Here is a 14,628-nt window from a genome sequence, read left to right as displayed (position 1 = left end):
TACGGCGGCCCGGCAGGCAAGCGCTGTGGCTGTTGCTGCTTGGAGGTCCCGAAATCGATGTATCGATGTGACGACTGCCGGGAAGCGTCATCCCTTCGGCAGATACGGGATCGTTCCGGCCAGATCGGTATCGTCGATCAGCTGGAAGCGGCTGTCGCTGCCGCCCTGACGCGCCGAAACGAAAGGCGCATAGGCCGGATCGTTGGTGAACGCGCGTGCCGCCGCTTCCGACGGGAACGCCATCAGGGCGATCAGCGTGGTGTCGAGCGGCTTGCCTTCAAGCGTCTTCACATTGCCGCTGCGCGACAGATATTTGCCGCCATGCTTGTGGACGATGTCGTGCACCGAGGCCGCGTAGCCCGGCACCCATTTCGGATCCTTCATCTTGATGTCCGCGATAACGTAAGCAGTCATGGTCGTCTCCTGGTTGCGGCGCACAGGGCTATCCCGTGCGACCGGCCAAAGGGCTCGCATGGCCGGCCCCTCGCCAACCAGTCCGCGATCTGTACTGGGGCGGTACAGTTTCCGTACTGGCCGCTTCATTCATGAAGGCCTAATGTTCGGCCAGCTTCGAGGGAGGTGCACCGATCATGGCCCAGCACGGATACAAGCAGTTCTGCCCGCTATCGATGGCCGCCGAGGTGCTGTGCACCCGCTGGACGATGGTGCTGATGCGCGAATTGGTGGCGGGTTCGACCCGCTTCAACGACCTGCGCCGCGGCGTCCCCAAAATGTCGCCGACCCTTCTGTCGCAACGGTTGAAGGAACTCGAGCTGGCCGGGATCGTCGAGCGCAAGGAGGTGCCGGGCGAGAAAGCGATCTTCGACTACCGGCTGACCGAGGCCGGCCGCGATTTGCGCCCCGTCGTCGAGGCGATGGGTTTTTGGGGACAGAAATGGGTCGAGTCCCGGCTGTCGCTCAAGAACCTCGATCCGTCGCTGCTGATGTGGGACATGCGGCGCAACCTGAACCCCTCGCCGCTCCCCGAAGGACGCACGGTGATACAATTTCTGTATCTGGATCTCCCGGCGTCCAAACGCTCGTGGTGGCTGATCGTCGAAAAGCACGGCGAGGTCGATCTGTGCTGGTACGATCCGGGCTTCGATGTCGACCTCTACGTCTCCACCGACCTGCACACGATGACGGCGATCTGGATGGGGTTGCTGACCGTCGAGAAGGCGGGCGCGAAGGTTTCCCTGACCGGCGACCACGCTATCGGCAAGAAGATGCAGACCTGGCTCGGGCTCAGCCCGTTCGCGGTGGAACCCAAGAGGGCGGCGTAGGAGAACCGGTTCATGCCGCCCACAAAACGCGCATCGGTTTTGGGGGCATGCCGCGAAAACAAAGGCTTACAGCGAGTCTTTGAATCCGGCTGGACGCGACCCGTCAACGGGATCGGATGCCTCAATCAGGTAGCGCTTGTTCTCATATGCCTCGATCAGGGTCGCGAGAACATCGAAGCGGTCACCATCGAGCGAGCCGACCTCCGGCTCGTTGTCGAAATATCTTGTGATTTCGGCGATCGCCCAATCGTAATCGGCTTCGGTCTTAAGGGATCGAATGTTTTCCATCGCACCTCCTCCGGGTCGATCTTGTCATATTCTTTGTTGGCAGGAAACGGGTGGCGGGGCCGTCTTCCAGCGGCTTCAATGCGGCATGTTCATCACTCTCGCCAAAGACCTCAAATCGACGCCGCTGCCGGTCGCTGATGACCCGCGCTGGGCGCGCATCGTCGTGCGCGACAAATCGGCGGACGGGCAATTCTGGTATTCGGTGGCGACGACCGGCGTCTATTGCCGGCCCTCCTGCCCGTCGCGCCGCGCCAATCCGGTCAATGTCCAGTTGCACGACACGCTGGCCCAGGCGAAGGCGACCGGCTTTCGCGCCTGCCGGCGCTGCAATCCGGATGGCCCTTCGCTGGGGGCCGGCAATGCCGCGATGGTCGCCGGTGCCTGCCGCAGGATCGAACAGAGCGAGGAAGAGCCATCGCTGGCTGAACTGGCTGAAGCCGCCGGGCGCAGCGCCGGCTATTTCCACCGCGTCTTCAAGGCGATCACCGGGCTGACGCCGAAGGACTATGCCGCCGCGCATCGTGCCGCCCGGGTCCGCCAGGGTCTCGCGGACGGCGCCAGCGTCACGGTGGCGATCTACGATGCCGGCTTCAATTCGAGCGGGCGCTTCTACGAGAAATCCACCGGCATGCTCGGCATGACGCCGACGCGCTACCGCGCGGGCGGCGCCAATGAGGACATACGCTTCGCCGTCGGCGAGACCTCGCTCGGCGCCATACTGGTCGCGTCGAGCCGCAGGGGCGTCGCCTCGATCCTGCTCGGCGACGATCCGGACGCGCTGGTGCGCGACCTGCAGGACCGTTTCCCCAAGGCGCGGCTGATCGGCGGCGACCGCGACTACGAGGCGTTGGTTGCCCGCGTCGTCGGCTTCGTCGAGGCCCCACGGCTCGGCCTCGACCTGCCGCTCGACGTGCGCGGCACCGTCTTCCAGCAACGCGTCTGGCAAGCCTTGCAGGACATCCCGGTCGGCGGCACGGTTTCCTATGCCGAGATCGCCGAGCGCATCGGCGCGCCCAGGGCAACCCGCGCCGTCGCCGCCGCCTGCGCCGCCAACGCCCATGCGGTCGCCATTCCCTGCCACCGCGTGATCCGCAAGAATGGCGCCCTGTCCGGCTACGCCTGGGGCGCCGAACGCAAGCGCGCGCTGCTCGACCGCGAGGCCGGCGGATCGGCGAAGGCCGCCGACAGGGCCTACCGGTCTTCGCGGGCGTAACGACCGGCGATGCGCACGATGGCAAGGTCTTCCGCCGCCGGTGCGAACATCGAGATCGCCAACGGCGCCGCCGTCGACGCGAAGTCACAGGTCTTGGCCGCCATCGGCAAGCTGGTCGATGCCGGTAAGGCCGAATGGGGCCGTACTGCGAGTGGCGAGATCGAGCTGCGGCTGTTGTCAGGCGAGGTTTTCCTGCTCGGCGAACTCTTCGTCATTCGTGTCGCGTGACATGTAGACTGTTCAAAAGTCAGCGCTCTACGGAACGCGACGACGGTGTCTTCACACAGGCGATTTGAATTTGAAAGCAAGCACCGGAGTGAGCGAGGAAAGCCGCCTCTGTAGGGTTCCGGCACAGACAAAGGAGTCAGGGCAATGAACCTCTTGCAAACCCAAATAACCACACCGGCGGCGATAGCCACCCTCGACACCATCGCCTACGCCGTCGGCCAATCCGCGATCGGCAAGATCCTGGCGGCGCGCAGCTCGATCGGCGTCTGCGCCATCCTGATCGGCTCCGACGCCGACGCGCTGGAGCAGGACCTCGCCGACCGCTTTCCCGGCAAGGTGCTGGTCGAAGACAAGGGCGCTCTCGACGATGATCTCGCGGCGATAGCCCGCTTCATCGAAACGCCCAGCGCCGGCCTCGACCTGCCGCTCGACATGCGCCACGGCACGCCGTTCCAGCAAAGGGTGTGGGAGGTGCTGCGCGCCATCCCTTGCGGCGTCACCATCACCTACACCGCGCTTGCCCGGCGCCTTGGCCGGCCGAACGGCGCGCGCGCCGTGGCAACCGCCTGTGCCGCCAACGCCATCGCGCTCGGCATTCCCTGCCACCGCGTTGTCGGCGCCGACGGCACGCTGTCGGGCTACCGCTGGGGCATCGAACGCAAGCGCGCTCTGCTCGACAAGGAGGCCGCGATATGAACGCCCACGCCAAGGTTGCCACTTCGGTGGTCGAGGCCGCCGAGGTGCGCGTTGCCGCATACGACTGGCCGGCACTGGCCGCCGAGCTCGACGGCTTCGGCTGCGCGGTGATGGAAAAGCTGCTCGCGCCCGAAGAGTGCCGGCAGATCGCCGGCCTCTACCCCCAGGAACAGCATTTCCGCAGCCACATCCACATGGCCAGGCACGGTTTCGGCAGGGGCGAATACCGCTACTTCCGCTATCCCTTGCCGGACCTGCTCGGCGGCCTGCGCAGCGCGCTCTATCCCAGGCTGGCCGAGGTCGCCAACCGCTGGAACGAGCGCATGGCGATCCCCCTGCGCTACCCCGCCAGGCATGCCGAATTTCTCGAACAATGCCATGCCGCCGGCCAGGTCAGGCCGACGCCGCTTCTGCTGCAATATGTCCCCGGCGACTTCAACTGCCTGCACCAGGACCTCTATGGCGATCTCGCCTTTCCCTTGCAGGTGGCGATCCTGCTCTCCGAACCCGGCGAGGATTTCACCGGCGGCGAATTCGCGCTGACCGAACAGCGGCCGCGCATGCAGAGCCGGGTCGAGGTGGTGCCCTTGCGCCAGGGCGACGCGGTGGCCTTCGCCGTCCACAACCGGCCGGTGCAGGGAACGAAAGGCAACTACCGCGTCAACCTGCGCCACGGAGTCAGCCGCCTGCGCTCAGGCATGCGCCACACGGTCGGCATCATCTTTCACGATGCGAAGTGAGGTGCCGGTTCACGCCTCCCAATAGGGCGGATCGCCAAAGGCATCGCGAAGCCATGCGGTGAGCGCACGCAGTTTGGCGGATCCGCGCCGGTCCTCGGGACAGGCGATATAGATGGTGGCCCCTTCAGGTTCGGCGCCGACATCGATGACCGTCAATCGCTTGTCGGCGATCTCGGTCCGGATGAAATAGGCAGGGAGCAGCGCCAGGCCGAGGCCAGCAAGCGCGGCGTCGCGCATCAAGATCCCGTTGTTGACGCGCAGCGCGGTTTGCGGGCGGATCGTCACCAGCCGCCGCGAAATCTTGAACCGCCAGTCGGCGGCACCGCGGATGGAATAGATGACGCCCTTGTGGCGTTTCAGGTCGTCGGTGGTCGCGGGCAGTCCGAACCGCTCGATATAGTCCGGTGACGCCACCAGGAAGCGACGGCTGGAAGCCAGCTTCTTGACGATGACCGGCCCGCCATCGACGACCGGCCCGTGACGCACAATGGCATCGTAGCCATCGGCCACCATGCTGACGAAACGATCGTCGACATCAAGCGTCAGTTCGATCCCCGGGTGCCTGGCCAGGAAGCCATACAGCGCCGGGCCGAGATGGAGGATGCCGAAACTGGTCGGCGCCGATATCCTGAACGGTCCGGCGAGTTCCCCGCGATCTTCGGCGATCTCGGCTCTCGCATCGGCCACCTCCTGCATGATGCGCCTAGCGCGCTCGTAAAAACCGCGCCCCGCTTCGGTGATGAAGAGCTTGCGGGTGGTGCGGTCCAGCAGCCTTGTGCCGAGGCTGCGCTCGAGTTCCGACAGCCGCTCGCTGACGACGGACTTGGACAGGCCCATGCGCCTGGCCGCCTCGCTGATCGAGCCGGATTCCGTGACGGCGACAAATGCGGCGGCGGCTTCAAGCTTTAGCATTGTTCGGCTTTCCCGAATTCACAATCAGGCGACCGACGCCTAACGAAACCAAGGGCATGGTGCCATAGTCGGAAAGACCGCGAAACATGTGGCGGCGGCAAAAGCTCGGGGTAATGCATCATGTTTCGTCCTTTGGTTATCGTGGTTGGTCTGCTGTCACTCGCCGCTCCGGCCTCGGCGCGCGTGATCCCGTTTCCGACCGTCTTCAAGACGCAGACGATCCAGACCAACGGCACCAGCCTGCATGTACGCGTCGGCGGACAAGGGCCCGCGGTGGTGCTGCTGCACGGCTTCGGCGACACCGGCGACATGTGGGCGCCGGTCGCGATAAAGCTGATGAAGGATCACACGGTGGTTGTGCCGGACCTGCGCGGCATGGGCCTTTCGGCCCATCCGGACAGCGGCTACACCAAGAAGAACCAGGCGCTCGACATCGCCGGCGTGATGGATGCGCTGAAGATCGACAAGGCCGAGCTGGTGACGCACGATATCGGCAACATGGTCGGCTATGCGCTGGCCGCGCAATATCCTAAGCGCATCACCAAATGGGTCGTCATCGACGCACCGCTGCCGGGCATAGGTGACTGGGACAAGATCAAGCAAAGCCCGCTGCTCTGGCACTTCAACTTCCGCGGCCCCGACATGGAGCGCCTGGTCGCGGGGCGCGAGCGCATCTACCTCGACCGCTTCTACAACGAACTGTCGGCCGACCCGAAGAAGATCGACGAGGCGACGCGCGTCCACTATGCAAAACTCTACGCGCGGCCGCATGCCATGCATGACGCCTTCGAACAGTTCAAGGCATTCGACCAGGACGCCATCGACAACCAGGCGATGCTTTCCACCGGCGGCAAATTGCCCATGCCGGTGCTGGCAGCCGGCGCGGAGAAATCGGCGGGCACGACACAGGCCGATACACTGCGTTTCGTCGCGTCGGACGTGACGGGAGCCATCGTGCCGGCATCCGGCCATTGGATCATGGAAGAAAACCCGGATGCCACGGTCAAGCTCATCACCGATTTCCTCTCCAGGTAACAACCGCCCGGCGCCACCATTTCGGGCCTGCTGAAACCGATCTCGTGAAACGAAGCCGATGGGTTGTCCCTCCCAGACCGCCCGTCACGACAAAATGGAGCCATTCTATGTCGCTGTCGCATCTTCTCTTGTCGGGAACCGCCGTCCTCCTGGCGATGGCTGCACCGGCTTCGGCCGCCGGCGTACCGAAGAAAACGGTCGTGCTGGTGCATGGCGCCTTTGCCGACGGTTCGAGCTGGAACAAGGTCATTCCCTTGCTGGAGGCCAAAGGGCTCAATGTGGTGGCGGTGCAAAATCCGCTGAGCTCGCTTGCCGCCGATGTCGATGCAACCAGGCGCGTCATCGAGGCCCAGCCGGGACCGGTCATCCTGGTCGGCCATTCCTGGGGCGGTGTCGTCATCAGCCAGGCGGGCGTGGACGACAAGGTCAAGGCGCTGGTCTACGTCGCCGCCTTCGCGCTGCCGAAGGGCCTGTCGGTGAACGATCTTGGCAAGGGGCAACCGGCGCTGCCCTGGGCAAGCGCCCTGCAACCCGACAGCGGCGGCTATGTCAGGCTAAGCGCCGAAGGCGTCGCCAAATATTTCGCGCAGGACCTGCCGCCGCAGGAGATCAGCGTGATCGCAGCCACGCAAGGTCCGCCCTTTGCCGGTATTTTCGATGAGAAGCTCGCCGTGGCGGCCTACGAGACCAAGCCGAGCTTTTACATCGTCGCCAAGCATGACGGGATGATACCGCCGGCTGCTGAAGCAGCGATGGCCAAGGCGATCGGCGCCAAGGTGACCGAGCTTGCGACCAGCCATGTCCCCATGCTCTCCAAACCGCGCGAAGTGGCCGATGTCATTCTGGCGGCCGCGGACTCGGTGAAATAAACGGGAAAGCCGATCCCAGCGAGAAGACACTGCCGGACAAATCCATCATCCTTCGGCAGCCACCATCTCCAGGATCCACGGGCAGGCATAATAGTCGGCGATGCGGTCAATGACACCGCCGTCGGCATGGATGCGCACGAAATAGGCTGGCCGCCAGAGCTCGCCATGGAGCCTGTCGACGACCAGCACTGCCTCCTCCTGGACCACAGCCGGCCGCATGCGCCAGGGCTCGCCACGCTCATACTCGACGAAATAGGGCGAGTCGGAGAGCAGGCCATTGTAGCAGTCCGAAACCCGCAGCCGGGCGTCGGCGCTGGTCAGCGCCCGCACCCCGTCCCAGTCCCTTGCATTGAAGAGCTCGACATAGCGGCTCAGCAGCCGCTCCAGTTCGGGGTCGTGCCTGGGTGCCGCGACCGGTTGCGCCGGCAAGGCGGCGAGCTTGGCCCGGCCGCGATTGAGCGCCGACTTGACGCCACCCGATGTCGAGCCGACCAGGCCGGCAATCTCCTCCAGCGAATGGTCGAAGACATCCTTGAGCAGCACGCAGGCGCGCTCCTTCGGCGGCAGGTGCACCACCAGCCGTTCGACGGCGCGGCCGGCGCCCGCACCGGCGGGTTCGACGGGCAGCACGATCTCATCGCTGGCATAGCCTGCTTCGGCCTTGAGCCGCGTGCGGCGGGTGCGGATAAAGTCGATGCACCTGTTGTGCGCGATGCGGAACAGCCACGGCCGCAGCGCCTGCGCATCGTCGAGCAGCCCGATCTTGCGATAGGCCTCGAACAGCGCCTCCTGCATGATGTCCTCGCCGTCGAGAGCCGAGCCGGTCATGCGAGCGCAATAGCGGTGGAGACGGACGCGCAGATGCGAGACCGTCTCCAGGAACGCCCGGTAGCGAAGGTCGAACAGGCCTTCGGGGTCAAGTCGCAGCTCGATGCCTTGCCTCGTCTCAGGGGGATTGCGTATCTGCTGGTTCATCGCGGCACATAGGTCAGGGTCACCACGCCATTGTCGAAGCGATGCGTGCCGGCCAGATCGAGGCTGATCGAGCCGACATCCTCGAAGGCACGCTTGCCGTGCCCGACGCGGGTCGGCACGATCGACAGATGATACTCGTCGACCAGCCCGGCGCAAAGCAGCGTGCGGTCAAGTTGCGACACTCCGTATTTCAAGATGTCGCCGCCCGGCTGCCGCTTCAGCGCGGCGAGTGATTCGGCGACGTCGCCGTCAAGCAGCGTGGCATTCCAGCCTACCGATTTCAGCGTCGTCGAGGCGACCAGCTTCTTCATGCCGTTGATGCGGTCCATGTAGGGCCCCTTGAGGTCAGGCCAGCGCGCCGAGAACATCTCGTAGGTGACGCGGCCGAGCAGGAAGAAGTCGACGCAGGACAACGCCTGCAAGGCGTGCGCCTGGTTCTGCCCGTCGAAGAAGGGCGACGCCCACACCATCGGTCCTTCAACGACACCGTCCAGCGAGACAAAACTCGATACGACCAGCCGCCGCATGCTCACGCCGCCTTTTCGCCGGTCTTCCCGGCAGCCGGCAACCCCAACCTCGGCCGCACCCAGGCGGCGAGGCGGCCGATCGCGTCGTCGGCTTCCGGCGCCCGGCCGGCCATCATCTGGAAGGAATGCAGCATGTCGTCGAAGACGTCGAGCCGCGTCTCGACGCCAGCCTGCCGCGCGCGCTCGGCGAACATGCGGCTTTCGTCGACCAGCGTCTCATCGGCGCCGGCCTGCAGGAAGACGGGCGGAAAGCCGCTCAAATCGGCATAGAGCGGGCTGGCCTCCGGATCCAGCCGGTCGCGGTCGCCGATGAAGTTGGTCACCAGCCAGTCGACGCCGCCCTTGGCGAAGAAGGGATCCTTTTCGCGGTTGGTTTCATAGCTGGCAGCGGTCAGCGCCATGTCGAACCAGCCGGAGATGATCAGCGTTGCGGCCGGCAGCGGCCGCCCTTGCGCGCGCAGCCGCTGCAGGACGCCATAGGTCAGCACCGCGCCGCAGGAATCCGCGGCAAGCACGATCCGCCTGGTGTCGAAGCCCTGGTCGATGAGCCAGTTCCAGGCGGCCATCGCCGCATCGAGCTGGGCCGGATACTTGGCCTGGCTGGCCAGCGGATAGCCATAGAGCAAGGCCCGGCAGCCGACGGCCTTGGCCAGATGGCCGACCAGCTTGCGATGGGTGTAGATCGAGCCGCCGACGAAGCCGCCGCCATGCGCATAAAACAGCACGCGCCGCTCGTCGGCGCCCTTCGGCACAGCCCACAACGCAGGCACGCCGCCGGCATCCACCTCGATATAGTCGACGCCGCCGGGTTCTCCGGTCAGCGCCGTCCAACTGGCATCGTTGAACTCGACGAACGCCTGCGGACCCATTTTGCCGGCATTGGCGGCGATCGCCGCGTAGTGGTTCCTGTTTGCCTCGCTCTCGATGCTCGCCATGATGGTCTCCTGGTTACGGATCGCGGACCGCGCGACCTTTCGAGAAGCAAAGACGAATGGGCCGACAAAAAGGATACGTCGCCGCGGACGATTTTCCGCCCCGGCTAGCCCTCACCCCGAAACATCGCGGCGTGGCGTTGGGCAAATTCAAGGAATGGCGTCGGCCGCACGCCGAACATGTCGTGCGTCGCCAGGTGCACCCGCGATTTCGGCCGTCGCAACCGCTCGGCCAGTTGTTCGTCCAGCGCATCGGCGAAGCCGGCCGGAACGCCGCTGGCCAGCAGGTTGCGCCGCCGCTCTGCGGGGCTGACGTCGACATAGCGAACCGGCTTGCCGATCGCCTGCGATATGAGCACGGCGATATCGCTCATCGTCAGCGCCTGCGGCCCGGTCATATCGAGGCTCTCACCTTCATGGCCACCATCGCGCAGCAGCCGGAAGGCCACCTTGGCGATATCCTCGACATCGACCGGCGACAGTTCGGTCTCGCCGAGCGCGAGATGGAATGCGCCCTCGGCGGCAATGGTCGGCGCGTCGCGCAGGTACACCTGCATGAACTGGCTGGGGCGCAGATGCGTCCATGCCATGCCGGCCCCTTCCAGATAGCGCTCGACCTCCTCATGCATGCGGGTGAAGCGGAACTTCGTCGCGTCGTAGCCGATGTTGGATTCGGCGCCCGAGAACTTCACCACATGCGCGACACCGGCCTGCCTGCAGGAATCGATGAAGCGGCACTGCGTTTCCGTCATGTCGTCGGCCGCGGTCGAAATCATCAGCACGCGGTCGATGTCATCAAGTGCCGCGCCCAGCGTTTCCGCCCGGCGCATGTCGCCCGCGACCAGTTCGACGCCGGCAAGTCCGCCGAGCCCTGCCGCTAACGCCCGGTCGGGATCGCGCACCAGCGCCCTCACCTCATGCCCTTGCCGCGCGAACTCGCGCATGATCGCCTTGCCGTTCAGCCCCGTGGCGCCTGTCACCAGGATCATCGTCATCTCCGTCTGGGATTGAGGCGGCCGCCACGCCGGCGACCGCACCTTGAAGACGAAGAGACGAGGGCAAAGGATTCTGCCCAAACGGTTTTTTGACAGGAACCTTCGCCGTGCTCCACTCACTGCGCCGGGGCGTAGCGGTTGACCACCATGCCGCAGGCATAGGCTTTCGAGCCGAGCAGCCGGAGGTTACGAAAACCGCCCTGGTCGAAGATGCGGCGGCCGGCGCCCAGCACGGCCGGATTGATGAACAGCTGGAACTCGTCGACCAGCCCGGCGGCGATCAGCGACGAGGCGAAGCCGGCGCCGCCGAAGACGGCGATATCAGCCCCCTCGCCCGCCTTCAGCGCGTTGACCTCCCGCGGCAGGTCGCCGCTCACCACCGTCGTGCGCTCCCATCGCGAGGTTTTCAGCCTGTCGCTCGGCACCACCTTCAGGGCCTCCACGATGCGCTGGGCGAAGGCGTAGAAAGGATCGCGCGGAAACCTCTTCGCCGCATTGCCCCAATGGCTGAGATAGCCCTCCTCGGCCATCTTGCGGCTGAGCAGGATGGTGTCGATGCCGGCGAAGACGGTGTTGAAATCGCGCTTCAGCTCTTCGTCCCAGCCGATGTCGTCGCCCCATTCCCAGAGCTGCCAGCGATGGTCCTCGTTCGCCCCGACAAAACCGTCGACCGACATCTGCATCTGCAAGATGAGCTTCTTCATCGTCTCCTCATTTGTTCCGCTCAAAGGAATTGCTTTACTTTTGGAACCATTGACGCGAGGCAAAAACGATGTCAAGAGTAAAGTGATTTAAAAATGGAACCATAGGCATGTCGACGCGCGAAAGGTCCGGCTGCCCGATCAGCCTGTCGCTGGAACTGCTTGGCGATCGCTGGACGCTGCTCATCATCCGCGACCTGGTCTTCGCCGGGAAAAGGCATTTTCGCGAATTCCTGCAATCGGATGAAGGCATCTCCTCGCGCACGCTGGCCGAGCGGCTGCAGACGCTCCAGGACGAAGGCATCCTCACCCGCAGCGACGATCCGAGCCACGGGCTGAAGGCGATCTACCGGCTGACGGAAGCCGGCATCGACCTGTTGCCGGTGCTGGCTGCGCTCGGCGCCTGGGGCAGCAAGCACCGCAAGGCCGACGATCAGCTCGCCCGCATCGCCGACGAACTGGCGGCCGGCGGCGAACCGGCGCTGGAACGGATGAAGGCGACGTTGCGGGCCGAGCATCTGGCCAACACATGATCGCCGAAGCTCTTGATGGACGCCGCAAGGCCGAGGCGGGGCTTAACATCGCGGCGATATCGGTTCATCATCGACCATCATACTCGTCGTGAAGGCGGACCCAATCGCCCAGCGTATGCGATGGCCCGTTTTCATTGCGGCCGATGGGTGTGAGGTCGAGATAGCTATAAGTCCCGATCAGGTTCTCGCCGCCCCGGCTCCGCACCTGGAAAGTGCAGTAGATCGTGCCATCGTCATCCCTGTAGAAAACGGTCGCGCCACCGCGATCCCTGCCTTTCATCGCGACCTCTTCGAAATTGAACAGCACCTTGCCCGCTTTGATCTGGTCCTCGGTGAACGACACCTGGAAGTCGAAATTGAAATCGCTGCCGAATGACGAAACCCAATCGAACTGCCAATTCATCCGCGCCTTGAAATCCATGAGCTCGGCCAGCGGAGCGCGCGCGCAGACGACCAGGGAGACGTCGTGATGCCTGAGATGCTGGTTGGCGGCGTCGATGTGGTCGCAAAGGAATGAACAGCCGGTGCAGCGATAGTCCGCATTGGGCGGAAACATGAAGTGATAAATGATCAACTGGCTGCGACCCTCGAAGAGATCGGCCAGCGATTTCCTCCCCTGGGTCGTGTCGAACTCGTAGAGCTTGTCGATGCGCAGCCACGGCAGTGCGCGCCGCTCCGCCGCGAGTTGTTGACGCTGGCGCGTCAGCGCCTTCTCTTTTGCGAGATGCGATTTGTGCGCTTCAAACCAGTCCGAGTAAGGCGCGATAATGTGGTCGGTCATGTCGTGCTCCTTCCGCATTCAGCCATGCTGACAGGCCCGTTTGCCCGTCTCTAGGACGTTGTTGAAAACCGCGACCCGACATTGGCTGTGCCATTTTCGCGGGAAGAGCACAGGCGATACAGCGGGCGCGGACATGGCGCTTGACAGATGTACATGTTATGTTCTCTATTCGTTCCGGTCCATCAGCAAACGTGGATATGCAGCCGGATGGAAACGACAGCCACCATCCTGCATGCCGATCTCGATGCTTTCTATGCCTCGGTCGAGCAGCTGCTCGACCCGTCGCTGCGCGGCAAGCCGATCGCGGTCGGCGGCGGCGTGGTGCTCGCCGCCTCCTATGAAGCGCGCGCCTTCGGCGTGCGCGGCGGCATGCCGGGGCGCAAGGCGCGCGAGCTTTGCCCGCAACTGATCTTCGTCGGCGGCAATTTCAGCCACTACCAGCGGCTGGGGGATGCGGCGATCAAGGTGCTCGACGATTTCACGCCGGTGGTCGAGCGCATCTCCATCGACGAGGCCTTCGCCGATGTCGCAGGCTGCACGCATCTGTTCGGGCAACCGCGGGAGATCGCCACGGCGATCCGCCGCCGCGTGCGGGCCGAACTCGGCCTGCCGATTTCGATCGGTGTCGCCCGCACCAAGCATCTGGCCAAGATCGCCTCGCAGGTCGCCAAGCCCGACGGGCTGGTGGTCGTCGATCCCGGCACCGAACTGGCCTTCCTGCACGACCTGCCGGTCTCGCTGATGTGGGGCGTCGGTCCGGCGACCAAGGCAAGGCTGGCGGAAATCGGCGTCGAGACCATCGGCGAGCTGGCCAGAACGCATAGCGGCGCGCTGACGCGGCTGCTTGGTCCCGCCGCCGGCGAAAAGCTCGCCGCTCTGTCATGGAACCGCGACCCGAGGAAACTGGAGACCAGGCGCCGGGCGCATTCGGCCGGCGCGCAATCCGCCCTTGGCCAGAAACCCGCCGTGGCGCGGGTGATCGTCCCCACCTTGCTGCATCTGGCCGACCGCGTCGCCAGCCGGCTGCGCGCCAAGGCGCGGCCGGGCCGCACGGTGACGGTGCGCGTGCGCTTTGCCGATCTCAGCGCCGTCACGCGCTCGATCACGCTCGACCAGCCGATCTCGGCGACCACCATGCTGGCCGAGATTGCCGGCGACCTGGTGCGCGGCGTGCTCGGCGACCATCCACGCGAAAAGACCATCTCGCTGCTGGCGATCTCGGTCTCGCACCTGGAGGAGAGCGCGGAGCTGCAGCTCGACCTGCCGCTCGGCCTCGCCGACGAGAAGCGCCGCCCCGGTAGCAAAAAAGGCCTCGCCCGCTTCGGCGCCGACCGCGCCATCGACAAGATCCGCGAACGCTTCGGCAAGCAGGCCGTCGGCTACGGCACGGTGGCGCTGGAAGCGGCACGCTCCGTGCCCGACGAGTTCAGGGAACTGGCGGAAAAGGAGTTGTGAGCTATCAGCCTGTCCGCGAATAGCGATGCACTCTGACGCCGCTACCGCTTCCCCCATGCCAAGGTTCACAGGCGATACCGTCCCTGTCGGCATCATGCGTCGGCCAATAGCCCGGCTGTCCCTTGCGCGCGGGGGCAAGCCCGACGGAGCGGGCGGCAGCACAGTTGGGGAACGCGGCAAAGTGCCTTAAGGCGGCGAGCGGCGAGTCAATCTGGATGCCGACAAAGCCGTAGGCGATGTAGCCGGACAAGAGGATGAACGGCGCGAAAAGAGCCAGGTATTTCAGCCTGCCGTGGCGAAGAGTTGCAGGCCAATGCAAGAATGGCAGAAGCATTCCCGGCGCACCCCCAGCTTCAGGCCCGACACAAATCTATCTTCACCGGGCTGCCGCGACAACCGGCAACGCTTGCCAAACCTCGCCGTGCCGCCCATACAGCGGCGTGGGCGGATCGCCCGTTCCGAGGG

19 protein-coding genes are annotated in these 14,628 nt (G+C 64.9%); 9 read left to right on the top strand and 10 right to left on the bottom strand.

Features of this window, described 5'->3' with window-relative positions; translation table 11 throughout:
* Positions 1-87: 87 nt before the first annotated feature.
* Positions 88-414: a DUF1330 domain-containing protein gene (locus CK226_RS00180; RefSeq protein ID WP_095774007.1), complete on the bottom strand. Its 327-nt coding sequence runs from the start codon at positions 412-414 to the stop codon at positions 88-90.
* 176 nt (positions 415-590) lie between these two features.
* Here CK226_RS00180 and CK226_RS00175 point away from each other — a divergent pair, with 176 nt between their 5' ends.
* Positions 591-1,283: a helix-turn-helix domain-containing protein gene (locus CK226_RS00175; RefSeq protein ID WP_095790698.1), complete on the top strand. Its 693-nt coding sequence runs from the start codon at positions 591-593 to the stop codon at positions 1,281-1,283.
* A 66-nt stretch (positions 1,284-1,349) separates the two neighbouring features.
* On the opposite strand, the gene CK226_RS00170 is transcribed toward CK226_RS00175, so the two are convergent.
* The gene (locus CK226_RS00170; protein ID WP_095773755.1) at positions 1,350-1,571 is read right to left on the bottom strand and encodes a transcriptional regulator; all 222 of its coding nucleotides are present in this window, start codon (positions 1,569-1,571) and stop codon (positions 1,350-1,352) included.
* 85 nt (positions 1,572-1,656) lie between these two features.
* Here CK226_RS00170 and ada point away from each other — a divergent pair, with 85 nt between their 5' ends.
* The 4 genes from ada to CK226_RS00150 all read left to right on the top strand — a co-directional run bounded on the left by ada (position 1,657) and on the right by CK226_RS00150 (position 4,448).
* Positions 1,657-2,784: a bifunctional DNA-binding transcriptional regulator/O6-methylguanine-DNA methyltransferase Ada gene (ada, locus tag CK226_RS00165; protein ID WP_095790697.1), complete on the top strand. Its 1,128-nt coding sequence runs from the start codon at positions 1,657-1,659 to the stop codon at positions 2,782-2,784.
* Between the two features lie 18 nt (positions 2,785-2,802).
* On the top strand, positions 2,803-3,012 hold the full coding sequence (locus CK226_RS00160) for a hypothetical protein (RefSeq protein WP_245437606.1): 210 nt from the start codon (positions 2,803-2,805) through the stop codon (positions 3,010-3,012).
* A gap of 144 nt (positions 3,013-3,156) precedes the next feature.
* Positions 3,157-3,708, top strand: coding sequence for a methylated-DNA--[protein]-cysteine S-methyltransferase (locus CK226_RS00155; RefSeq protein WP_095790696.1), 552 nt, complete (start codon positions 3,157-3,159; stop codon positions 3,706-3,708).
* Positions 3,705-4,448 carry a 2OG-Fe(II) oxygenase gene (locus CK226_RS00150; RefSeq protein ID WP_095790695.1) on the top strand — a complete coding sequence of 248 codons (744 nt, stop codon included), beginning with the start codon at positions 3,705-3,707 and terminating at the stop codon, positions 4,446-4,448. The genes CK226_RS00155 and CK226_RS00150 overlap by 4 nt, the downstream gene beginning before the upstream one ends.
* Before the next feature lie 9 nt (positions 4,449-4,457).
* Here the strand turns inward: CK226_RS00150 and CK226_RS00145 are convergent, their stop codons facing one another.
* On the bottom strand, positions 4,458-5,360 hold the full coding sequence (locus CK226_RS00145; protein WP_095790694.1) for a LysR family transcriptional regulator: 903 nt from the start codon (positions 5,358-5,360) through the stop codon (positions 4,458-4,460).
* 120 nt (positions 5,361-5,480) lie between these two features.
* Between CK226_RS00145 and CK226_RS00140 the strand changes: the two genes are divergently transcribed.
* Positions 5,481-6,395, top strand: a complete 915-nt coding sequence (locus tag CK226_RS00140) for an alpha/beta hydrolase (RefSeq protein ID WP_095790693.1) — start codon at positions 5,481-5,483, stop codon at positions 6,393-6,395.
* A 107-nt stretch (positions 6,396-6,502) separates the two neighbouring features.
* On the top strand, positions 6,503-7,264 hold the full coding sequence (locus CK226_RS00135) for an alpha/beta hydrolase (protein WP_095790692.1): 762 nt from the start codon (positions 6,503-6,505) through the stop codon (positions 7,262-7,264).
* Positions 7,265-7,309: 45 nt separating this feature from the next.
* Here the strand turns inward: CK226_RS00135 and CK226_RS00130 are convergent, their stop codons facing one another.
* The 5 genes from CK226_RS00130 to CK226_RS00110 form a co-directional block, all read right to left on the bottom strand.
* Entirely contained in the window at positions 7,310-8,239 is a 930-nt protein-coding gene (locus CK226_RS00130; protein WP_095790691.1) for a sigma-70 family RNA polymerase sigma factor, read from the bottom strand.
* On the bottom strand, positions 8,236-8,766 hold the full coding sequence (locus tag CK226_RS00125; protein WP_095773747.1) for a dihydrofolate reductase family protein: 531 nt from the start codon (positions 8,764-8,766) through the stop codon (positions 8,236-8,238). Before CK226_RS00125 ends, CK226_RS00130 begins: the two co-directional genes overlap by 4 nt.
* 2 nt (positions 8,767-8,768) lie before the next feature.
* Positions 8,769-9,701, bottom strand: a complete 933-nt coding sequence (locus CK226_RS00120) for an alpha/beta hydrolase (protein WP_095790690.1) — start codon at positions 9,699-9,701, stop codon at positions 8,769-8,771.
* Between the two features lie 104 nt (positions 9,702-9,805).
* On the bottom strand, positions 9,806-10,687 hold the full coding sequence (locus tag CK226_RS00115; protein WP_095791039.1) for an SDR family oxidoreductase: 882 nt from the start codon (positions 10,685-10,687) through the stop codon (positions 9,806-9,808).
* A gap of 122 nt (positions 10,688-10,809) precedes the next feature.
* Positions 10,810-11,397 (bottom strand): dihydrofolate reductase family protein, encoded by a 588-nt coding sequence (locus CK226_RS00110; RefSeq protein ID WP_095790689.1) that lies wholly within the window; start codon positions 11,395-11,397, stop codon positions 10,810-10,812.
* 107 nt (positions 11,398-11,504) lie between these two features.
* Between CK226_RS00110 and CK226_RS00105 the strand changes: the two genes are divergently transcribed.
* Complete coding sequence (locus CK226_RS00105; RefSeq protein ID WP_095773744.1) at positions 11,505-11,927, top strand: helix-turn-helix domain-containing protein; 423 nt, start codon at positions 11,505-11,507, stop codon at positions 11,925-11,927.
* Between the two features lie 67 nt (positions 11,928-11,994).
* Here CK226_RS00105 and CK226_RS00100 read toward each other — a convergent pair whose 3' ends face one another.
* The gene (locus CK226_RS00100; RefSeq protein WP_179300935.1) at positions 11,995-12,708 is read right to left on the bottom strand and encodes a thioredoxin family protein; all 714 of its coding nucleotides are present in this window, start codon (positions 12,706-12,708) and stop codon (positions 11,995-11,997) included.
* A 207-nt stretch (positions 12,709-12,915) separates the two neighbouring features.
* Between CK226_RS00100 and dinB the strand changes: the two genes are divergently transcribed.
* Positions 12,916-14,163, top strand: coding sequence for a DNA polymerase IV (gene dinB / locus CK226_RS00095; protein ID WP_095790687.1), 1,248 nt, complete (start codon positions 12,916-12,918; stop codon positions 14,161-14,163).
* Between the two features lie 4 nt (positions 14,164-14,167).
* On the opposite strand, the gene CK226_RS00090 is transcribed toward dinB, so the two are convergent.
* Positions 14,168-14,497 carry an excalibur calcium-binding domain-containing protein gene (locus tag CK226_RS00090; RefSeq protein WP_095790686.1) on the bottom strand — a complete coding sequence of 110 codons (330 nt, stop codon included), beginning with the start codon at positions 14,495-14,497 and terminating at the stop codon, positions 14,168-14,170.
* Positions 14,498-14,628 lie beyond the last annotated feature (131 nt).

Source organism: Mesorhizobium sp. WSM4311 (genome assembly GCF_002295115.1).
Taxonomy (GTDB): Bacteria; Pseudomonadota; Alphaproteobacteria; order Rhizobiales; family Rhizobiaceae; genus Mesorhizobium.
The sequence above is the reverse complement of the archived record's forward strand: the minus strand, read 5'-3'. Positions and strand labels throughout refer to the sequence as shown.